Genomic DNA, 20,142 nt, shown 5'->3' with positions numbered 1-20,142 from the left:
GCGTTCGGCCCTCCCCTTGGCCGGTGTCGCGCTGTGCCTGGTTCCCGGCTAGATGTCTAGCACGCCTGAACTGATTTGCACGGCCTGACCTGCCACCCGCACCGCAAGCAGCTTCGCACCGGCAACATCGGCTTCGAGCCACAGGTCGGAGGGGCGGCCCATCTCATAGCCCTGCTCCAGCTTCCAGCGGTGCGTGCCGTCGCCCAATGTTTCCGCAGCAAGCAGCTGCGCGGCAAGGATGGCGGTGGCGGAACCCGTCGCCGGGTCCTCCGGTATGCCGTCGAGCGGGGCATAGGCGCGGGCGCGAAAGGCCGTTCCGGCACCATCGCCGCCGCGCGTGTACATATAGGCCATGCGCGTGCCGAGATTGGCGAAGACGTTGGACCAGTGGGGCTCGATCACCCGGGCGCGTGCCAGCGCGTCGCGGCTGCCAAGCGGCACATAGAGGAAGCTGGGGCCGCCCTTGAACAGGCCCGGCCGGTGGCCGTCGAAGCCGATGTCCGAGGCCGCAAGGCCCAGTGCCTTCGCGATCTCCTCTGCGGAAGGCGCCGGACCGTCCACGGCAAAGGGCGTGACGGGTGCGGTGAACTGGGCGCGCGGCACATCGCCGATGCGCGACACCTTCACGGGCACGAGGCCCGCCACCTCCTCCAGCCTGATCGTCGTTTCGAAGGAACAGCCCGCCTTGTATTTCTTCTGCGCGAGGTGGATGGCGCAGCCCACCGTCGGGTGGCCTGCGAAGGGAATCTCGGCGGTGGGGAAAAAGATGCGCACGCTTGCCGTATTGGCGGAGTCCCTTGGCTTCATCACGAAGATCGTTTCGGAGAGGTTGAACTCACGTGCGATGACCTGCATCTCTGCGGTCGAAAGGCCATCCGCCTCCTCGACGATGGCAAGGGGATTGCCGCCGAACCGCGCGTTGGTGAAGACGTCATAGGTGGCGAAGGGGAGTTTCATGAAAGACAGAGTAGCGTGATCCAAATGCTCTTGCATCCCCTTTCAATCCCGCCCCCGAGGGTGAGGGAAATGAGTCAGGCAAAGTGCCTCAACAGCTGGGCCACATAACCCGGCATTCTTGGATCAACCTGTGAGGCATTGCGGAGGGGCTCGACCGCGGAAAGCTCGGCATGCGCATCCTGCGCCGCATGGGCGGCGAAGTGACGCTCGATCTCGGCGAAGCTGAGCGGAACGTCGAAGCGCTGGACCACGGCGAGGCGCGGACCCTCGAAGATCACCATCATCGGGCCCGGGGTGGCCTCGGCAAGATCAAGGCCCGTTTCCTCCAGCAGTTCGATGCGCATGTTCCCCAGAATGTCGACCGTTCCATCGGGCCTCACGTCCTTCGGCTCCAGCGAGCCCGAGGGCGGATAGGCCATGCCGGCATTGAGGGTGGTGGGGCTCATCACGCCAATCAGCAGCGCGCCATCCGACGCGAACACGGCGGGCACGCCGAAGCAGTTGACGACACTCTGGTCCGGCCGGCCCCAGTCGCGCCAGGCGACGAAGCTCGCATAGTCGATCTCGCTCAATTCAGCGCGGAACACGCCATGCTCCACCGTGGCACTGGTGCAGATCAGCGTGCGACCGTTCCACAGCGTGGGCTTGGCCGCCACCATCGCGTCCCAGTGGCGGGCGATCGCCGCGCGGTTGGCAGCCTCGAAGGCCCAGGGCCTGCCGGTGCAGCGCAGGTCCAGCGCGGTGACGATCTCGGCACGGATCATTTGAACAGCGCGTCGTAGATGAGTTTGAGCGAGATGATGAACAGCGCCACCTCGACGAGGCGGTAGAACAGCTGCTCGGGCAGCTTCTTCGTTCCCTTGTAGCCCACCACCGCGCCGATGATCGCAACGGGCGACAGCATGGCCGCCATCTCGAGGTTGCCGGGGTTGAACTGGCCCAGCGCCCAATAGGGCACGAGCTTCACCACGTTGATGATGGCGAAGGCGATGGTGCTGGTTCCGGCAAAAACCATCTTCGGCAGCTTCTGCGGAAGCACATAGGTCTGGAACGGTGGGCCGCCAGTGTGGCTCACGAAACTGGTGAAGCCGGTGAGGGTTCCCCAGAACAGCCCGCGCGGCACATCCGCCCGGTGCGGTGGCGCATTGGCCTTCCGGAACACAACTGTGCCGCAGTAGTACAATCCGACCAAGCCCACCAGAAGCGTCACCATCCACTCCGGCGTGATCCGGGCGGTGGCCCAGCCGACGCCGACGCCGAAGATCATGGCGGGCAGCAGGATCGCGAGGTTGCGCTTGCTGAATTCATGGCGATAGGCCCAAAGCCCAACCCAGTCGCTGACGATATAGACCGGCAGCAGAAGTGCAGCAGCGGCGACCGGAGACATGACCAGCGCCAGCAGCGGCACGCCCAAGGCCCCCACCATCGGCAGCCCGCCCTTGGAGGCGCCGACCAGGAATGCGGCGGCGCCTGCCATCAGGAAAAAACCGAGGCTGTAGTCCATCAGTTGGTTTCGGGGCCCAGCTCCAGCATCGCGTGCTCGACGCCGAGGAAGCGGCACAGCATCTCGACCACGAAGCCGTGGTCCTCCCGCTGCGGCACGCCGGAGACGGTGACCACGCCGACAACGCCCGTTCCTTTCAGGTAAATCGGGAAGCCGCCACCGGCACTGGCATAGTCCATCGGGTCCAGCCCGCGCGAGGCATCGAAGGCCTTTCCGGAAAGCTGGTATTCGCGGCCCACGCGATAGGACGACTTGTGGAAGCGATAAACCGTGTTCACCTTGCGCCGCACCCAGTCCGGGTTTTCCGGAGTCGAACCCGGAAGGGCTGTGTAGAACAGCGGCCGGTCACCGATGCGGATGTCGATGACGAAGGGGATCTTCCGCTCTTCGGCCTTGGCGCGCATGAGGGAGCCCAGCGCCCAGGCATCCGCCTCGCTGAAATGCGCGAAGCGGAGCTCTTCCTCCTGCCGCGTGATCTTTGCGATGTCGCTTTCTAGGCTCATGCGTGTTCCCCCATAATTTTTCATGCCCGTCACCCCGGCGAAAGCCGGGGACCCGCTTCTCGCTCCCAAAGCTGGGTCCCGGCTTTCGCCGGGATGACGGTCGTTGGTGTCGCTTAAAGCAGAAGGGCGGTTTCGTGGAAACCGCCCTTCATTCGTCCGTGCTATGCGGAAATGACTAGTTGCGGGCCTTGTCGACCAGCTTGTTCTTGGCGATCCACGGCATCATGGCGCGGAGCTTGGCGCCCACTTCCTCGATGTTGTGGCTGTCGTTCATGCGGCGGATGCCCTTGAAGCGGGCGGCACCGGCGCGATATTCCTGCATCCAGTCGGACGTGAACTTGCCGGTCTGGATGTCGGTGAGAACGCGCTTCATTTCCTTCTTGGTGTCTTCGGTGATGATGCGCGGGCCGGTGACGTATTCGCCCCACTCGGCGGTGTTCGAGATCGAGTAGTTCATGTTGGCGATGCCGCCTTCATAGATCAGGTCGACGATCAGCTTCACTTCGTGCAGGCACTCGAAATAGGCCATCTCGGGGGCGTAGCCCGCCTCGACCAGGGTTTCGTAGCCGGCGCGGATCAGCTCGACGAGGCCGCCGCAGAGCACGACCTGCTCGCCGAAGAGATCGGTCTCGCACTCTTCCTTGAAGGTGGTCTCGATGATGCCGGAGCGGCCGCCGCCCACGCCTGAGGCGTAAGACAGGGCAAGGTCATGGGCATTGCCCGAGGCATCCTGGTGGATGGCGATGAGGCAGGGCACGCCGCCGCCCTTCTGGTATTCGCCGCGCACCGTGTGGCCGGGGCCCTTCGGCGCGATCATGACGACGTCGATGGTCTTCTTCGGCTCGATCAGGTTGAAGTGCACGTTGAGGCCGTGGGCGAAGGCGATCGCAGCACCATCACGGATGTTCGGGGCGATCTCGTCGCGGTAGATGTCGGCCTGGAGCTCGTCCGGTGTGGCCATCATCATCAGGTCGGCCCACTTGGCGGCTTCCGCCACGGTCATCACCTTGAGGCCGTCGGCCTCCACCTTCTTGGCGGTGGGCGAACCTGCCTTGAGCGCAACCACGAGGTTGGTGGCGCCGGAATCCTTGAGGTTCAGCGCGTGGGCGCGGCCCTGGCTGCCATAACCGACGATCGCCACCTTCTTGGACTTGATCAGGTTCACGTCGGCATCACGGTCATAATAAACGCGCATTGGCTTGGTCCATCCCATTGGAATTTGAATTGGGCGGGAATAGCGCGGGGGCAGCCCCCAAGGCAAGCGGCAAAAGGCATGGGCGCCATGCCCCCGACGGCCTGCCCGGCCCCCTTCCCAGCCGCCCGGCGGGTGCTAATCTGGGCAGGAAACGGGGAGCCTTGGATGACGCCGGAACAGCAGATCGAGAAAATGGGCCTGACGCTGCCGCAAGCGGCGGGGGCGGTGGCCAATTACGTGCCCTGGGCGATTTCCGGGAACGTGGTGATGACGTCCGGCAACCTGCCCTGGCGGGACGGGAAGCTGGCCTATGTAGGTCGGATCGGGCGCGAGCTTACGGGGGAGGACGGCTACGGCTCCTGCCAGCTCTCCTGCCTCAATGCCATTGCCCAGATCAGGCAGGCGGTGGGCGAGCTTTCGAAGGTGACGCGCATCATCCGGCTCGAGGGCACCCTTTGGGTGGACGAGAGCTTCAAGGAACACCCCAAGTGCCTGAACGGCGCCTCGGACCTCATCAACGAGGCGTTCGGGGACAAGGGGCGGCACACGCGGATGATCTATACCAACCCGGTGATGCCCTTGGACTGCACTTCGCTCGTCGTGCTCTACGCGGAGATCTGAGATGGACCGCAAGGAGGAACTCGAACGCGCGCTGGGCCCGGGCCATGGCATGGTGGGCCAGCGGCTGCTGTCGGAGACCGACGCGGTGCGCGTCTGGCGGATCGAGCTCGCACCCGGCGAGCGCGTCGCTTTCCATACCCATGTGCTGAATTATTTCTGGACCGCCCTCTCGCCCGGCCGCTCGCGCTCCACCATGGGCGACGGGCGCGTGGTTGAGACCGCCTACGAAACGGGCACCACGAAGCACTTCACCTATGGCAAGGGCGAGAAGATGGTGCATGATCTCGAGAACATCGGCAACACCACGCTGGCCTTCACCACCGTGGAACTGAAACTCGGCAGCGCCAACGCACCGCTGCCGCTGGGCGTCACTCCGGAAAACTAAAGCGCGTCGCGCGCCGACCACAGCAGGCGCAGGCCGAGGCCGCCGAGGAACAAGCCCGTCACCCGGTCGATCCAGACCTTGGCCCTGAGGTAGAAGCGCCGCACCGGGCCCGAGCCGAAAAACAGTGCCACAACCGTGTACCACCACACCTCGTTGAGGCTGAAGATGGCGATCAGCGCCACCGTCATCCAGGGTGACAGCTGGGCCGGCAGCATGGCGAGGATGATGGAGCCGAAGAACACCGCGACCTTGGGGTTCGAAATCTGGGTGAGGAAACCCTTGACGAAGGGACTGCCGGTTGGCCCCTCGCCACCCTCCATGTTCAAGGGCTCCGCCGCGTGGCGGAAGATCTTGTAGGCGATGTAAAGCAGGAACAGCGCACCGGCGATCTTCATGCCGATGAACAGCACGGGCACCGCATGGAACACTGCATTCAGGCCGAGGAGAGCTGCGGTGGACCACACCACAGTGCCGGTACCGAGGCCCAGGGCCACCTTGACGCCGTCGCGATGCGACTTGGCCACGGCGGTGCGCGCGGTGATGAGGAAACTCGGCCCCGGGGAGATCACCGCGAGGAGCTGAACGAAGCCGACAGAGAGCAGCGTGAAGAGATCAGAGGTCGCCAATGGCCGTCCTGAATTTCCTGACCGTCTCGCCCATGCCGAACATCAAGGCATCGGCGACGACGGCGTGTCCGATGGAGACTTCCTGAAGGTTCGGCAGCGCCTTGACAAGGGCCGGCAGGTTGTCCCGCGTGAGGTCATGCCCGGCGTTGAGGCCGAGGCCCGCCGCTTCCGCCGCCTTACCGGTGGCCACCACTTTCGCGAATTCGCGTTCGACATCGGCGGGGGTGAAGGCGCCGCCATAGGGGCCGGTATAGATTTCCACCCGGTCGGCGCCGATGACCCTGGCGAGCGCCGGCGCCGCAGGGTCCGGGTCGACGAACAGCGAAACGCGCATGCCGCCCATGTGGAGGCGGGCGATGATGCCGGTCAGCAGCTCGCGGTTGGCGGCAATGTCCCAGCCGTGGTCAGAGGTTCCTTGCGTGGGATCATCCGGCACCAGCGTCACCTGCTCCGGCTTCTCCGCCTCGCACAGGCTGAGGAAGCGCTCGTCCGGGTAGCCCTCGATATTGAATTCCCGGCCCGGGCACTCGGCGCGCAGCAGGCGGTTGATGTCACTGACATCAGTGCGGCGGATGTGGCGCTCGTCGGGGCGGGGGTGAACGGTAATGCCGACCGAGCCATTGTCGAGCGCCACCCGGCAGAGATCGACTACCGACGGCCACGGCACGTGGCGGCGGTTCCGGAGATAGGCAATGGCATTGACGTTGACGGACAGCTTGCACGGCACGGCGGGAACGCTCCTTCGATGACACGGTTCTAGCCGAGGATGGTCCGGAGAAAAAAGCCGGTTGGAAGGAAAATGGGCAGACCGCTTTGGGGGAGTCTATACTGGCGCTTCTTGAGCGGGGGATGTGGGGGCGGACGCACCGACCCGCCTTGCCCCGCCTCCCCTCACCTCCCCCAACTGCGTTGGGGCCCCTTCCTCTCCCGCGGAGCGGGAGAGGACGAGAGGCGGAGGTACGGATTTTTTTCCTTTACTTTCTTTCTGTCCTGTGCTAGGTATGTATTCTTCACCGTGCCTGCTGCTGATTGACATTGTGAATCTGTTTTCGAGGCCACCCGGCCTCCCCTCCCGTTCCTCCGCGTGGCCGCGTGGGGGAGCGCGAGGCGGAGCTTTGGCAGAGGCTCTCACGCTCCTCCATCCGCTTTCTTTGGCGTCACCCCGGCGAGGGCCGGATTGAGGGAGTGTACGGTGGCCGCCAAAAAGAATGGCCGGGACAACCCGGCCATGACGGGTGGTGGAGGATGTGAGGACCGGGCCTCAGACCTTCATGCCCTCTGCACCGCGGGTGATGCCGGCAACGCCGGTGCGGGCCACTTCAACCAGGCCCAGCGGTACCATGAGCGAGATGAACTGTTCCACCTTGTCGCTCTTGCCGGTGATCTCGAAGATGAAGCTGGTGGTGCCAGCGTCGATAACGCGGGCGCGGAAGGCATCCGCCAGGCGCAGCGCCTCGACGCGCTTTTCGCCCGAACCCGCCACCTTGACCATGGCGAGCTCGCGGGTGACCGAATTGCCCTGCACCGTGAGGTCGGCCACGGAGTGGACAGGCACCATGCGACCGAGCTGGTTCTTGATCTGCTCGATCACCGCAGGCGTTGCACTGGTCACGATGGTGATGCGCGAGACGTGCTTCTCATGCTGCGTCTCGGACACGGTGAGCGAGTCGATGTTGTAGCCACGACCCGAGAACAGGCCGATGACGCGGGCCAGTACGCCCGGCTCGTTGTCGACCACCACGGCGAGCGTGTGGGTTTCGACCAGCGGCTTGGCGCTGTCGAGGAAGTAGGCTGAGCCCGAGGGCTGAAGATGAGCGTTCATGTCTTTTCTCCGTCCCTTAAACCAGCATCTTGCCCTTGGCGTCGATCACCGAGCCGACGTCCTCGTCGGCCACGTCCTCGCCAAGGATCATCTCGTTATGGGCCTTGCCCGAGGGGATCATCGGGAAGCAGTTGGTGAGCGCGGCCACGCGGCAATCGAACAGCACCGGATGCGGCGTCTTGATCATCTCCTTGATGGCATCGTCGAGCTCATGGGGCTTGGTGGCGCGCATGCCGACGCAGCCATAGGCTTCCGCAAGCTTAACGAAGTCAGGCAGTGCTTCCGTGTAGGAGTGCGACAGGCGGTTGCCGTGCAGCAGCTGCTGCCACTGGCGCACCATGCCCATGTGCTGGTTGTTGAGGATGAAGATCTTGATCGGCAGCTCATACTGGATGGCCGTCGACATCTCCTGCATGGTCATCAGCACCGAGGCATCGCCAGCGATGTCGATGACCAGCGCATCCGGATGAGCCTGCTGTACGCCAACCGCGGCGGGCAAGCCATAGCCCATGGTGCCGAGGCCACCCGACGTCATCCAGCGGTTCGGCTCCTCGAAGCGATAGAACTGTGCCGCCCACATCTGGTGCTGGCCCACTTCCGTGGTGATGTAGGTGTTCTTGTCCTTGGTCAGCTCATAGAGACGCTCGACCGCGTATTGCGGCATGATGACGTCGGCGTTCTTCTTGTACTTGAGGCAATCCTTGGCGCGCCAGCCGTCGATCTGCTTCCACCAGGTATCGAGCGACTTCTTGTCGAGTCTGATCGACTTGGCCTTCCACACGCGGATCATGTCCTCCAGCGCGTGCGCCACGTCGGCGACCACGGGGATATCGACGCGCACCGTCTTGTTGATGGACGACGGGTCGATGTCGATGTGGATCTTCTTCGAGTTGGGCGAGAAGCCGTTGAGGCGGCCGGTGATGCGGTCGTCAAAGCGGGCGCCGACGCAGATCATCACGTCGCAGTCATGCATGGCCATGTTGGCCTCGTACATGCCGTGCATGCCGAGCATGCCGAGCCAGTTCTTGCCGCCCGCCGGATAGGCGCCAAGGCCCATCAGCGTGGAGGTGATGGGGATGTTGGTCATCTCCACGAAGTCGCGCAGCAGCTTGGACGCCGTGGGGCCTGAGTTGATGACGCCGCCGCCCGTGTAGAGGATCGGGCGCTTGGCCGTGGCGATGAGTTCCACCGCAGCGCGGATGGCGTTCTGGTCGGCCTTGACCTGCGGGCGATAGGTCTTGTGCTCGATGTTCTTGGGGCCGACGTAGCGGCCCTTGGCGAACTGCACGTCCTTCGGGATATCGACCACGACCGGGCCGGGGCGGCCATGGGTGGCGACATAGAAGGCCTCGTGCAGGATGCGCGCGAGGTCGTTCACGTCCTTCACCAGATAGTTGTGCTTGGTGCAGGGACGCGTGATGCCGACCGTGTCGCATTCCTGGAAGGCGTCGGAGCCGATGAGATGCGTGGGCACCTGGCCGGTGATGCAGACCATGGGGATGGAGTCGAGCAGCGCATCCGTGAGGCCCGTCACCGCGTTGGTGGCGCCGGGGCCGGAGGTGACGAGCACGACGCCGCACTTGCCGGTGGAGCGGGCATAGCCTTCCGCCGCGTGGGTCGCGCCCTGCTCGTGGCGGACGAGGATGTGCTCGACCTTTTCCTGCTGGAAGATCTCGTCATAGATCGGCAGCACGGCGCCGCCCGGATAGCCGAACACTGTGTCGACCCCCTGGTCGGCCAGTGCCTTCAGCACCATTGCTGCGCCTGTCATCTCGGTGGTGGCCATCTCAGAACCTCTTCAACTTTTCCGTTCGTCAAACACGTGATTTGTCATTCAGGCAATAAAAAAGGCCCCCGAGGGAGCCTGATTTCCGCGCAACACCACCAGTTCCTGGAGGCTTAAGCCTCCCCGGCGTTGCGCGGTCCTACTACGAGAATGGTGTTCATGGGCGGCTGTTTACGCGGGCGGAACGGGGCCGTCAAGACCCCTTCCGCCCGCGGATACGTCAGTAATCGCGCTTGGCCACGAAGCGCGTCGGGCCATAGGGGCCGGCGACAGGGCGATAGACGCATTCAAGACGGTTGATGTCGTAGCCATCGCCACCGGGCACCGGCATGCGGGCCTGGGCCGGAATGAGCGTGGCCTGCCCCGGCGCTGCGCCATACATGTCGATGGTGCAGGTGATGCGGTCGCGGCTCCAGTCGGTGTTGCGGTTGCAGCGGCCGCGGTTCATGCGGATGTCGACCTGATTGCCGTTGCGCACCCAGTCGATGTCGCCGTTGCAGGAGAGCTTGCCACCCTCGACCTGGTAGCCGCCGTCGGAGCCGCGGTTGAGGCAGAAGGACAGACGATATTGGCCATAAAGCGCCTGCCTGGCCCGCCAGCAGCCCTTGACGCCGCCGCCCGCGCCGGGAACCGGCATGCGCATGTCAGGGTCGGGATAAGGTGCGGGCTGCGGCATGCGAACCTGGGCCTGCTGGAAGCCAGCCCCCATCACGGCGTCTGCCATGGCCGCCCCGGGAATGCTCAACGCCGCTGCAGCGGCGATCATCGCGATCACGAAATGTTTCATCTGAGGCCCTCCTTTTTCTCGCCGCAGGACTGCCAACCATCCTGCGCGCAAGGGTTTAATGGCGGCTCCGGCCAATGGCAATATCGGTAGATTCCTCAGGCGGCGGGGAGGTGAAGACGCCCGTGTTGTCAGCGCCAGTGCACCATCTGGCTGCGCCACCAGGTGAGTTGGCGCTTGATGAAGTTGCGGGTGGCGGTCTTGGCGTTGACGGCGGCCGCCTCGAGCGTGATCTCACCCCTGAGATGGGAGATGAGCTCCGGCAGGCCGATGGCCTTCATGGCAGGCAGCATGGGATCGAGATGGGCGAGCGCTCGCGCCTCCTCCAGTGCGCCGGCATTCAGCATGGCATCGAAGCGGGCCTCGGCGCGGGCATAAAGCTCATCGCGCGGGATATCGATAAAGATGCGCTCGACCGCGACGTCCCGGAGCGGCGCCTGGGACTGGCCATCCTTCTGCCAGTCGAGCAGCGAGCGGCCTGTTGCATCGACCACTTCCAGCGCACGGGACAGGCGCTGGCGATCGGTCGGCAGGAGCTTGGCGGCCATGGCGGGGTCACGCGAGAGAAGTTCGGCATGGAGGTCGCCCGCGAAGCTGCGCCAGTGGGCGCGCACGTCTACGGGAATTTCCGGCACGGGGGCGAGGCCCAGTTCGAGGGCACGGAAATAGAGCCCTGTGCCGCCGGTGACGATGGGGAGAAGTCCCTGCTCCCACGCGGCCTCCATCTCGCCGCGGGCTTCCGTGAGCCACGAGGCGACGGAGTAAGGCTGCTCGGCGCCGACGTGGCCATAAAGGCGATGCGGGGTGCGGGTTTCTTCCTCGGGCGTGGGACGGGCCGAGAGGATGCGCAGGGCCGAATAGACCTGCAACGCATCGGCATTGATGATGACGCCGTTCAGTCTGGCGGCCTTCTTCAGCGCCAGGGCGGACTTGCCGCTGGCGGTGGGGCCTGCAATAAGCAGCGCGCGTTTGTGGTGACTGGTGGTCATATGGAATCCGTTCTCGTCCTCATAGCAGCCCCGGGGTCCCATGCAATCGGCGTGACGACTGCGGACATGCTGCGCGACTTCGGCGCGGGCAGCCCACGCTGGCTGGCGAAGGGCGAGGCGCTGGAAGTTGCGGACTTCGCGGGCCGCGATGCTGCTGTGGCCGAGCTTGCCGCACTGCCCATCGACGTGAACGTCGTTCCCGCCGCCAACCGGCGCAAGCGACTGCTGATCGCAGACATGGATTCCACCATGATCGAGCAGGAATGCATCGACGAGTTGGGCGTGATGGCGGGGATCGGCGACCACATCAAAGAGATCACGGCGCGCGCCATGCGCGGCGAACTGGACTTCGAGGGCGCACTCAAGGAGCGGGTGAAGCTGCTGAAGGGCCTCGATGCCGGGATCATCGACACAATCCTCCGTGAACGGATCAGCTTCATGGCCGGAGGTCGCACGCTGATCGCCACCATGAAGGCCAATGGCGCCTATACCGCACTCGTCTCCGGCGGATTCACGCCCTTCACCGCGAAAGTGGCGGCGGATCTTGGCTTCGACGAGAACCAGGCGAACGACTTGATCGTGGCGGACGGCGTGCTCACCGGCGAGGTGGGATACCCCATCCTCGGGCAGCAGGCGAAGCTCGACGCGCTGCGGCGGATTTCAGCCGGGCTTGGAATTTCCACCGCTGATGCGCTTGCGGTGGGCGACGGGGCCAATGACCTCGCGATGATCGGCGCCGCCGGCATGGGTGTGGCACTCCACGCCAAGCCGCAGGTGCAGGCGGAGGCACGCTACCGCGTGAACCACGGAGACCTGACAGCGCTGCTCTATCTGCAGGGGTATGAGCAGAGCGCCTTCAGGGACTAGGGGCGGCTATTCCGAGAGCGATCTCTTGCGGCCGGTGATCATGGCGCGCACCAGGTTCTCCCTGTGGCGGACACTCGCCAGCGCGACGCCGCCGACGTGCAGCGCCACAAGGACAAGAATGCCATGCGCTGCATAGCTGTGGGTATCCTGAACCCAGGAGACACCATAATAGGCGTCGGTGGTTTCAAGCCAGCCACTGAAGGCGGTGAGCAACAGGGCGGCGAGAAGTACGAGAATCATCGCACCACCAGCCGGGTTGTGCCCAAGGTACCGCGCCTCACGGCCAACCGAGATATCCCGCAGATAAGCGATCACGGCCAGCGGCGAACGGACGAAATCGATGAACCGGGCGTGGCGCGTACCGGCCAGTCCCCAGACCAGCCGGCAAGCGACGAGAACGGCCGCCACATATCCAGCCCACATGTGGACATCATCAGACCTGGCCGCGCTGAACCAGGCAATGGCAAAGCTCGCCACGATGCCCCAGTGAAACAGCCGGACGAGCGGATCCCAGACGGCGACCATGACGTGGTCGCCGCCTGCGTCGCCCAATGCTTCGGGGTCAGTTCTCACCGGCTTCAGGATTATCAACCTTCTCGAGGGTTTCCGCATTGAAGGCCAGGTTGACCTTCTTACCGTTCTTATCGATGGCGTAAACTTCGTAGCAGCCCTTCTCCGTCTTGACACGGCGAACGTTCATGCCAGCTGCCTTCAGCTGACTTTCGAGCGTGGCCTGCGGCTGGAATTTCGCTGCAGGGCTCGTGCTGCATTGGGCGGCGGCAAAGGCGCCTGTTGACATTGCGACACTCAGGACGGCGATCGTGGCAATCAGCTTCATGGATCGATTCCTCATAAGTTTGCTGTCGTTGGATCGTGCAGCTGGCATCGCACCCGGCGCCAGGCAAAGGGCCTGGGCTCACCGTTACACTGAACATCTGCAGGACAGGTGAAACTTGACGGGCCAAACTGACCGCTTGCTGACGGCTGGGGGTGATCTCCTTCAGCTCGCCGTCAGGAATGGGAAAACTGCCGCGCCAACGCGCGCACAATCACAACGGGCGCTGCATCTGCGGGGGTATGAGAGGCGCGAGTTCGTGGCGTGAACCAGCGCCTCACGGATGCCTTGCCCCGGCTTTCGCCGGGGTGCCGGTCACTTCGTTATTTCAGCTTCAGGGCGATGAAGCGCATTTCACCCGATTTGCCGCCCTTGGCGACGAGCAGCAGGATCGAGCTCTTGCCCGCCTTCTGGGCTTCATCGACGCGCGCCGAGATGTCGGCCGCGCCCTGGACTTCCTGCTCGCCCGCCTCGGTGATGACGTCGCCCGGCTCGAGACGCTTGTCGGCCGCTGCACCGTCCTTCGCCACCTCGGTGATGACAGCACCCTTCAGGTCCTTGTCGATACCGAACTTGGTGCGGAGCTCGTCAGTGATGGAGGTCAGCGTCATGCCGAGCGCGGTGACGACGGCGGGGGCAGCGGGTTCCGGCTTCTTGGCACCCGATGCGTCAGCCAGCTTCTCGCCGTCCTCGAGGCGGCCCACCTCGGCGGTGAGCGCCACTTCCTTGCCCTTGCGCAGAACCTTGAGCGGCACCTTGTCGCCGATCGGCGTTTCAGCCACGAACTTCGGCAGGTCGCGCATGGTGTTCACCGGGCGGCCGTTGAACTCGATGATGATGTCGCCCGACTGCAGGCCCGCCTTCTCGGCCGGGCCGGTGGGCGTGACATCGGCGATCAGCGCGCCATGCGTGTTGTCGAGTGCGAGTGACTCCGCGATCTCGTCCGTCACGGCCTGGATCTTCACGCCCAGCCAGCCACGCCTGGTCTCGCCATATTGGGTGAGTTGGGCGATGACGTTCTTCGCGGTGTTGGAGGGCACCGAGAAGCCGATGCCGACCGAGCCGCCCGACGGCGAGAAGATGGCCGTGTTGATGCCCATCACCTGGCCCTTGAGGTTGAACAGCGGGCCACCGGAATTGCCCTTGTTGATGGCGGCATCCGTCTGGATGAAATCATCATAGGGACCAGCGTTGATGTCGCGGTTCCGCGCCGAGACGATGCCGAGCGACACCGAGCCGCCGAGGCCGAAGGGATTGCCGATGGCCATCACCCATTCGCCGACGCGCAGCTTGTCGCTGTCGCCGAAGGCCACGGTAGGCAGCGGATTCTTGGGCTTGACGCGGATCACCGCGAGATCGGTCTTGGGATCGCGGCCGACGAGTTCACCCTTGAGGACAGTGTCGTCGTGGAAGTGGACCTCGATCGTTTCCGCACCTTCCACCACGTGGTTGTTGGTGACGATGATGCCAGACGGGTCGACCACGAAGCCCGAGCCCATGGAGGTCATCTTCTGCTTCGGCTGCTCGCCACCCTGCCCTCGCTTGAGGAACTCGTCGAAGAAATCCTTGAAGGGATTGTTCGGGTCATCCGGGTTGCCGCTGTCCGGCGGCGTGCCGGGCGTGGCGTCCGGCGCATCCTGCTGGGTCTCGGGTGCGTCGGCGGCCGCTTCGCCGCCCGACTCGATGGTGATCTCCACCACCGCAGGCAGCAGCCGGTCAGCGAGATCGGCGACGGAGGGAAGTTCCTGCAGCGGGATCTGTGCGGTGGTGGGGTCCTGTGTCGGCTGTGCCGCGGTCTGCGCCTGCACGGCGGTTGCCGCCAGCATGCTGATACCCGCTGCCAGCACCAGGCTGCGCATTGTCACGATCTTGCCGCTCATAACCACCCTCCTCGAAATTCGTCTCAGAACATCGCCGCGTGTACCAGCCACACCGCCACAACACCGGTGGCCATGGCGGCAACGCCCCCTATACGCAACTGGTCGTCCGAAAGATTTTGCACTGACTGCATCATGGCCTTCAGCTGGGCTGGAACCAAGGCATAAAGAAGACCCTCGATCACGAGAACGAGACCGAGGGCCATCAGCACATTTGCCAGCATCACTGCGCCGGCTGGGCCGGAGCCGGCTGCGGGGCCGTGGCGCCCCCGGCCTTCTGATCGCCGAAGTAGCGGAAGAACTCCGAGTCCGGGTTCAGCACCATGGTGGTGCCGTTTCCGCCCAGCGCCTTCTGATAGGCCTGCATGGACCGATAGAAGGCGAAGAACTCCGGATCCTGCTCGAAGGCCTCGGCGAACACGCGGTTACGTTCCGCATCGCCCTGGCCGCGGACGATCTCCGCTTCCTTCTTGGCCTGGGCGAGCTTCTCGGTCACCGTGCGGTCGGTCTCGGCGTTCATGCGGGTCTTGGTCGATTCACCCTGCGAGCGGATGTCCTGGGCCAGCGCATTGCGCTCCGACTTCATGCGGCCATAGGTCTGGTCGAGCACGTTTTCGGAAAGGTCGGTGCGGCGCACCCGAACGTCGACGATCTCGATGCCGAGCCCGTCGGCTTCCTGGCGAAGCTGGTCGCGGATCTCGCGCATCATGGTGGCGCGGTCGGACGAGAGTGCTGCATCGAAGGAGCGGCGGCCATAGGTCTGGCGCAGCGCGGCGTCGAGGCGGGCACCCACGCGGGTCTCGGCCTGCAGCATGTCGGCGCCCAGCGTTTCACGGAACAGGCGGGCATCCTTGATGCGCGCCAGCGTGAAGGCGTCGACGATATAGACCTGCGAGGCCACATCCTGCACCGGGCGGCCGTTGTTCTCCCAGATCATGATGCGGTTGTCGATCAGCGACACGGTGTCGGCGAAGGGCACCTTGAAGTAGAGGCCCGGCTTCTCCACCACGCGGTCGATGTCACCAAAGCGCAGGACGAGCGCCTTGTGCGTCTGGTCCACCACGAAATAGGACATGTAGAAGAGCAGCGCCGCGGCGATGGCGAAGGCGGCGAAAATGGTCTTGGACGTGCTGTTCATGGCTCTGCTCCCGCTCAGTTCTGTGCCGCGCCCGAACGGGCCTTCAGGTCGGGTAGCGGCAGGTAGGGAACCACGCCCTGCCCGTTGGCGCCCTGCTCGATGATGACCTTGTTGGTGCCGCCCAGCAGATTCTCCATGGTCTCGAGATAGATGCGCTCGCGCGTCACGTCCTTGGCGTTCTTGTACTGCTCATAGACGGAGAGGAAGCGCGCGGCCTCGCCCTGCGCCTCCGCCACGGTGGCGGACTTGTAGGCATTGGCATCCTCAACGAGCTTCGCGGCGTCACCGTCGGTGAGGCGATACTTCTGGTTCCGGTACTGCTCGGCCTCGTTGATCGACTGCTGCTGGTTCTGGCCGGCGCGCACCACTTCGGCGAAGGCATCGGCCACTTCACGCGGCGGCTGCACGTCGCCGAGGTTGACGGACGACACGGTGACGCCCGAGCCATATTCGTCGAGCAGCTTCTGGGTGATGTCGATGACCTGCGCCTCGACGGTGTTCTTGCCGGTCGTCAGGATGGCCTGGGCGCGGGTCTGGCCCACCACCTCGCGCATGGCGCTCTGGGCCACGGCGCTGATGACGCGCTCCTGGTCGGCGACGTTGAAGAGGTAGTTCTTGGCATCGTTGATGCGCCAGAACACCGAGAAGGGAACATTGATGATGTTCTTGTCGGAGGTCAGCATCTGGCCGTCGTTGGCCTCGTTGCCAATGTTGATCTGGCGTACCGCGCCGACCTTCGGCTTCTCCATCGTCTCGACCGGCCACAGCGCGAAGTGGAGGCCCGGTTCGGCGACGCGGTTGAAGGTTCCGAAGCGCAGAACGACGCCGCGCTCGTCCGGCTGGACCTGATAGACGCTGTTGTAGACCACCACGAGGGCGATGAAACCAAGCCCCAGAAGCCAGCCGACATATCCACCGCCGCCCTGCGGCAGCACCTGCTTCAGCTTGTCCTGCCCCCTGCGGATGAGGTCATCGAGGTCCGGCGGGTTTGGCCCGCGGCCACCCGGGTTGGGCTTGCGCGGTCCGCCGCCCTGCCCCCACGGCCCCTGTCCCCAGGGACCCTGACCACCACCACCGCCTTCGGAATTCCACGGCATTCAATTTCACCCTTGTTCTTCTGATGTCGTGATACGTTCGGAACGATATAGGTACGCTGCGGCTGAATGTCCACGGCGGCCCGGAACCTTAAATTTTTGTCATGCGATCCAGGATGCGCAGGGTGAAGGAGGCCGAGTCCTTATCGCCCCGCGGATGGACCTCGCGGCCGACTTCCCGCCACTCGCCCGGCAAGACATCGGGGAAATGGGTGTCGCCCGCCACGTCGAGGTCGACCTCGGTGAGGTAGAGCCGGTCGACCAGCGGCCAGAACAGCCGGTAGATCTCGCCGCCGCCGATCACCGCCACCTCGGGCGCATCCCCGCACAGGCTGAGCGCCTCCTCGGGCGTTGCCGCCACTTCGGCCCCCTCGGGCGCAAAGCCCGCCTGCCGGGTGATGACGATGTTGCGCCGGCCGGGCAGCGGCTTCCGGGGCAGGCTCTCCCAGGTCTTTCGGCCCATCACCACGGGCTTTCCCATGGTGATTTCCTTGAAGCGCTTGAGGTCGGAGGAAATGTGCCAGGGAAGGCCACCCTCGCGGCCGATCACCCCGTTCTTCGATACGGCGACGACATAGGAAATCATGAGGCGAGCCTTTCGAGCGCTTCGCCACTGAGTTGGCAAAAGCAGTTGCCATCCTCGATAGAAGCGCCTGCGGCTTCATAAAGGCGGCGCGCGTCGGTGTTCCAGCCCATCATCAGCCACTTTACGGCACCGGCATTACGCTGCACCGCGAGTTTCGCCACTGCCTTGAGCAGCACGGTGGCAATGCCCTTCCGGCGGAAGGGTGGTAGCACCGAAATATCCTCCAGGTAGATGACCTCGCGACCGGTGAAGGTGGCATAGCTGCGCTGCCATGTGGCGCAGCCAGCGGGCTCGCCGTTCCATTCTGCGATGATCGCGCCGTTAATGGCGTTGGGGTCTGCCAGGAACCGCTCGTAGTCGGCGGGTGTGGCCGTGAAATAGGCTTCATAGTCGTGATGCACGGCGAGTTCACGCACCATGGTGATCAGGATGGGGCCGTCACCAGCCACCGCGGGGCGAATCGTAACCGTCATGACGCCAGCGCTTCCAGTTCGGCACCTGACACGCGGAACACCGTCCACTCATCCATGGGCTTGGCGCCCAGCGACTTGTAAACGGCGATGGAGGGTTCGTTCCAGTCCAGCACCCACCATTGCAGGCGCGGCAGGCCCTCCTCCACGCAGCGGCGCGCCAGGCCCTTCAGCAGCGCCTTGCCAATGCCCTTGCCACGCAGTTCAGGTTCGACGAACAGGTCTTCCAAATAGATGCCCGCCTTACCGGCGAAGGTGGAGAAATTGTAGAACCACAGCGCGAAGCCAACGGGTGAACCGTTCCAGAAGGCGAGGTCGCAATGACAGCGCGGCTCACGCCCGAACAGCCCTTCGCGCAGGTCGGCCTCGTTGGCCGTCACTTCATCGCTAAGCTTCTCATAGTCGGCGAGCTTGTTGATGAAGGACAGTACCAGCCCCTCCTCGCCGGGACGGGCCTTCCTGATTTCGAGCGTCACGGGCCGCCACCCATCTGGAAGAAGATGAGGAGCGCGTAGAAGCCATTCCAGATGCCGTGGCAGGCGATGGTCACCCACAGGCTGCCGAAGCGATACATCATCCAGCCGAAGATCAGGCCCATGACGAAGATGAGGCCGATCGACAGCCACGGCTCCGTCACATGCATGAGCGCCCACAGCAGCGCCGTCACCAGCGTGGTGCCGGCAACACCGAGCCTGGTCTGCGACAGGGCCGAGAACAGCTGGCCACGGAAGATCAATTCCTCGGCCAGCGGCGCGCCGATGGCAATCGAGGGGAAGACCAGGGCGAACAGCCATGGCTCATTGGCGATGTCGAACATCGCCTCCTTGACGGCACCCGCCGAACCGGACTTCGGCGACTGCCCATTGGGGCCCGGCGTGTATTGCGCCATGTCGATGTGGAAGATCAGCACGATCGCCATGATCGCGGCATACATGGCCGCCATGAAGCAGAGCACGAGCGCCACCCAGCCGAGCGGCGTGAGCTTCGGCCAGCGCAGGCTGAGCACCCGCGCCGGGATGCCGCCACGCCGCCCCGCCAGCCACCACGCCAGCGCGCCAACCATGAGCGAGGCGGGGAAGATCGACACGAGCGCCACCTTGGTGGTTTCCCGCGTAACAGCAGGGTTGAGCTTGAAGATCAGCATGAAGCCGAAGACCAGCACCAGCTGCAGAAGCTGGTGCAGCACCATCAGGCCGACCGCCACGGCCAGCGCATACCACAGCCCTGCCGGGTTGGACGGTGCATAGATGCGGCGGAAGAAGCCGCCCGTGAAATCCTCGCCCAGCATCTTCATACGGCGACAGGTGCTGCGATGTGGGGGTGCGACTGATAATTGGCGATCTCGAAATCCTCGAACCGGAAATCCATGATGTCCTTTACGTCGCGCTTGATGATGAGGCGCGGCAGCGGCAGCGGTTCACGCGTCAGCTGCTCGTCCGTCTGCTCGAGGTGGTTGAGATAGAGATGCGCGTCACCCAGCGTGTGGATGAACTCGCCCGCTTTCAGCCCCGTCACATGCGCCACCATGTGGGTGAGCAGCGCATAGGACGCGATGTTGAAGGGCACGCCGAGGAAGATGTCGGCCGAGCGCTGGTAGAGCTGGCAGGAGAGCTTGCCGTCCGCCACGTAGAACTGGAACAGGCAGTGGCAGGGCGGCAGCGCCATCTTGTCCACGTCCGCCGGGTTCCAGGCGGTGACGATCAGGCGGCGCGAGTCCGGGCTCTTCCTGATGCGGGCGATGACCTCCGACAGCTGGTCGATGGTGGAGCCGTCACGCGCCGGCCAGGAGCGCCACTGGGCGCCATAGACGGGACCGAGGTCGCCGTTGGCATCAGCCCAATCGTCCCAGATGGTGACCTTGTTGTCGCGCAGGTATTTGACGTTGGTCTCGCCGCGGATGAACCACAGCAGCTCATGGATGATCGAGCGCAGGTGCAGCTTCTTGGTGGTGAGCAGCGGGAAGCCCTGCGAAAGATCATAACGGCTCTGCCAGCCGAAGATCGAGAGGGTTCCGGTTCCGGTACGGTCGTCCTTGCGGTGGCCCTGCTCGCGCACGTGCTGCATCAGGTCGTGATATTGCTTCATGGGCAAAGCCTAGACGAT

At 64.3% G+C, this 20,142-nt stretch carries 25 protein-coding genes; 3 read left to right on the top strand and 22 right to left on the bottom strand.

What is annotated here, in order from left to right:
* Nucleotides 1-48: 48 nt before the first annotated feature.
* The 5 genes from WCJ41_RS01030 to ilvC all read right to left on the bottom strand — a co-directional run bounded on the left by WCJ41_RS01030 (nt 49) and on the right by ilvC (nt 4,159).
* Nucleotides 49-957, bottom strand: a complete 909-nt coding sequence (locus WCJ41_RS01030) for a PhzF family phenazine biosynthesis protein (RefSeq protein ID WP_336903954.1) — start codon at nt 955-957, stop codon at nt 49-51.
* 74 nt (nt 958-1,031) lie between these two features.
* Nucleotides 1,032-1,721 carry an NUDIX hydrolase gene (locus tag WCJ41_RS01025; protein WP_336903953.1) on the bottom strand — a complete coding sequence of 230 codons (690 nt, stop codon included), beginning with the start codon at nt 1,719-1,721 and terminating at the stop codon, nt 1,032-1,034.
* On the bottom strand, nt 1,718-2,464 hold the full coding sequence (locus WCJ41_RS01020) for a sulfite exporter TauE/SafE family protein (protein WP_336904048.1): 747 nt from the start codon (nt 2,462-2,464) through the stop codon (nt 1,718-1,720). Before WCJ41_RS01020 ends, WCJ41_RS01025 begins: the two co-directional genes overlap by 4 nt.
* Entirely contained in the window at nt 2,461-2,964 is a 504-nt protein-coding gene (locus WCJ41_RS01015; protein WP_336903952.1) for a heme-degrading domain-containing protein, read from the bottom strand. Before WCJ41_RS01015 ends, WCJ41_RS01020 begins: the two co-directional genes overlap by 4 nt.
* Nucleotides 2,965-3,139: 175 nt before the next feature.
* A complete protein-coding gene (gene ilvC / locus WCJ41_RS01010; protein WP_336903951.1) occupies nt 3,140-4,159 on the bottom strand; it encodes a ketol-acid reductoisomerase in 1,020 nt (339 codons plus the stop codon).
* 165 nt (nt 4,160-4,324) lie between these two features.
* Here ilvC and WCJ41_RS01005 point away from each other — a divergent pair, with 165 nt between their 5' ends.
* Both WCJ41_RS01005 and WCJ41_RS01000 read left to right on the top strand, forming a co-directional pair.
* Entirely contained in the window at nt 4,325-4,780 is a 456-nt protein-coding gene (locus WCJ41_RS01005; protein WP_336903950.1) for a RidA family protein, read from the top strand.
* Nucleotide 4,781: 1 nt separating this feature from the next.
* Nucleotides 4,782-5,165 carry a hypothetical protein gene (locus WCJ41_RS01000; RefSeq protein WP_336903949.1) on the top strand — a complete coding sequence of 128 codons (384 nt, stop codon included), beginning with the start codon at nt 4,782-4,784 and terminating at the stop codon, nt 5,163-5,165.
* Here WCJ41_RS01000 and WCJ41_RS00995 read toward each other — a convergent pair.
* From WCJ41_RS00995 to miaA, 6 genes are all read right to left on the bottom strand, one after another.
* A complete protein-coding gene (locus tag WCJ41_RS00995) occupies nt 5,162-5,791 on the bottom strand; it encodes a LysE family translocator (RefSeq protein ID WP_336903948.1) in 630 nt (209 codons plus the stop codon). The two genes, WCJ41_RS01000 and WCJ41_RS00995, sit on opposite strands and share 4 nt — an antisense overlap.
* The gene (locus tag WCJ41_RS00990) at nt 5,778-6,518 is read right to left on the bottom strand and encodes a pyridoxine 5'-phosphate synthase (RefSeq protein WP_336903947.1); all 741 of its coding nucleotides are present in this window, start codon (nt 6,516-6,518) and stop codon (nt 5,778-5,780) included. The genes WCJ41_RS00995 and WCJ41_RS00990 overlap by 14 nt, the downstream gene beginning before the upstream one ends.
* A 534-nt stretch (nt 6,519-7,052) precedes the next feature.
* Nucleotides 7,053-7,613 carry an acetolactate synthase small subunit gene (gene ilvN, locus WCJ41_RS00985; RefSeq protein ID WP_336903946.1) on the bottom strand — a complete coding sequence of 187 codons (561 nt, stop codon included), beginning with the start codon at nt 7,611-7,613 and terminating at the stop codon, nt 7,053-7,055.
* 16 nt (nt 7,614-7,629) lie between these two features.
* Complete coding sequence (locus WCJ41_RS00980) at nt 7,630-9,399, bottom strand: acetolactate synthase 3 large subunit (RefSeq protein ID WP_336903945.1); 1,770 nt, start codon at nt 9,397-9,399, stop codon at nt 7,630-7,632.
* Between the two features lie 220 nt (nt 9,400-9,619).
* Nucleotides 9,620-10,186 carry a hypothetical protein gene (locus WCJ41_RS00975; RefSeq protein WP_336903944.1) on the bottom strand — a complete coding sequence of 189 codons (567 nt, stop codon included), beginning with the start codon at nt 10,184-10,186 and terminating at the stop codon, nt 9,620-9,622.
* Between the two features lie 128 nt (nt 10,187-10,314).
* Nucleotides 10,315-11,172, bottom strand: coding sequence for a tRNA (adenosine(37)-N6)-dimethylallyltransferase MiaA (gene miaA / locus WCJ41_RS00970; RefSeq protein WP_336903943.1), 858 nt, complete (start codon nt 11,170-11,172; stop codon nt 10,315-10,317).
* On the opposite strand from miaA, the gene serB reads away from it, so the two are divergent.
* Nucleotides 11,173-12,039: a phosphoserine phosphatase SerB gene (serB, locus tag WCJ41_RS00965; protein ID WP_336903942.1), complete on the top strand. Its 867-nt coding sequence runs from the start codon at nt 11,173-11,175 to the stop codon at nt 12,037-12,039. It abuts the gene before it with no gap.
* A gap of 6 nt (nt 12,040-12,045) precedes the next feature.
* Here serB and WCJ41_RS00960 read toward each other — a convergent pair whose 3' ends face one another.
* From WCJ41_RS00960 to WCJ41_RS00910, 11 genes are all read right to left on the bottom strand, one after another.
* Entirely contained in the window at nt 12,046-12,612 is a 567-nt protein-coding gene (locus tag WCJ41_RS00960; RefSeq protein WP_336903941.1) for a cytochrome b/b6 domain-containing protein, read from the bottom strand.
* Nucleotides 12,602-12,877, bottom strand: a complete 276-nt coding sequence (locus WCJ41_RS00955) for a PepSY domain-containing protein (RefSeq protein ID WP_336903940.1) — start codon at nt 12,875-12,877, stop codon at nt 12,602-12,604. The genes WCJ41_RS00960 and WCJ41_RS00955 overlap by 11 nt, the downstream gene beginning before the upstream one ends.
* A 320-nt stretch (nt 12,878-13,197) precedes the next feature.
* Complete coding sequence (locus WCJ41_RS00950) at nt 13,198-14,754, bottom strand: DegQ family serine endoprotease (protein ID WP_336903939.1); 1,557 nt, start codon at nt 14,752-14,754, stop codon at nt 13,198-13,200.
* Between the two features lie 23 nt (nt 14,755-14,777).
* Complete coding sequence (locus WCJ41_RS00945) at nt 14,778-14,957, bottom strand: DUF2065 domain-containing protein (protein WP_336903938.1); 180 nt, start codon at nt 14,955-14,957, stop codon at nt 14,778-14,780.
* Nucleotides 14,958-14,974: 17 nt separating this feature from the next.
* A complete protein-coding gene (hflC, locus tag WCJ41_RS00940) occupies nt 14,975-15,889 on the bottom strand; it encodes a protease modulator HflC (RefSeq protein ID WP_336903937.1) in 915 nt (304 codons plus the stop codon).
* A gap of 14 nt (nt 15,890-15,903) precedes the next feature.
* The gene (hflK, locus tag WCJ41_RS00935) at nt 15,904-16,986 is read right to left on the bottom strand and encodes an FtsH protease activity modulator HflK (protein ID WP_336903936.1); all 1,083 of its coding nucleotides are present in this window, start codon (nt 16,984-16,986) and stop codon (nt 15,904-15,906) included.
* 88 nt (nt 16,987-17,074) lie between these two features.
* Entirely contained in the window at nt 17,075-17,569 is a 495-nt protein-coding gene (locus tag WCJ41_RS00930; protein ID WP_336903935.1) for a dihydrofolate reductase, read from the bottom strand.
* Nucleotides 17,566-18,042: a GNAT family N-acetyltransferase gene (locus tag WCJ41_RS00925; protein ID WP_336903934.1), complete on the bottom strand. Its 477-nt coding sequence runs from the start codon at nt 18,040-18,042 to the stop codon at nt 17,566-17,568. The genes WCJ41_RS00930 and WCJ41_RS00925 overlap by 4 nt, the downstream gene beginning before the upstream one ends.
* Entirely contained in the window at nt 18,039-18,515 is a 477-nt protein-coding gene (locus WCJ41_RS00920) for a GNAT family N-acetyltransferase (protein WP_336903933.1), read from the bottom strand. Before WCJ41_RS00920 ends, WCJ41_RS00925 begins: the two co-directional genes overlap by 4 nt.
* Nucleotides 18,512-19,333: a CPBP family intramembrane glutamic endopeptidase gene (locus WCJ41_RS00915; RefSeq protein ID WP_336903932.1), complete on the bottom strand. Its 822-nt coding sequence runs from the start codon at nt 19,331-19,333 to the stop codon at nt 18,512-18,514. Before WCJ41_RS00915 ends, WCJ41_RS00920 begins: the two co-directional genes overlap by 4 nt.
* A complete protein-coding gene (locus WCJ41_RS00910; RefSeq protein WP_336903931.1) occupies nt 19,330-20,124 on the bottom strand; it encodes a thymidylate synthase in 795 nt (264 codons plus the stop codon). The genes WCJ41_RS00915 and WCJ41_RS00910 overlap by 4 nt, the downstream gene beginning before the upstream one ends.
* Nucleotides 20,125-20,142: the final 18 nt, after the last annotated feature.

The organism is Aestuariivirga sp. (genome assembly GCF_037139295.1).
In the GTDB taxonomy this organism is placed as follows: Bacteria; Pseudomonadota; Alphaproteobacteria; order Rhizobiales; family Aestuariivirgaceae; genus Aestuariivirga.
Note: the sequence above shows the minus strand (reverse complement) of the source record. Positions and strands in the feature narration are given on the sequence as shown.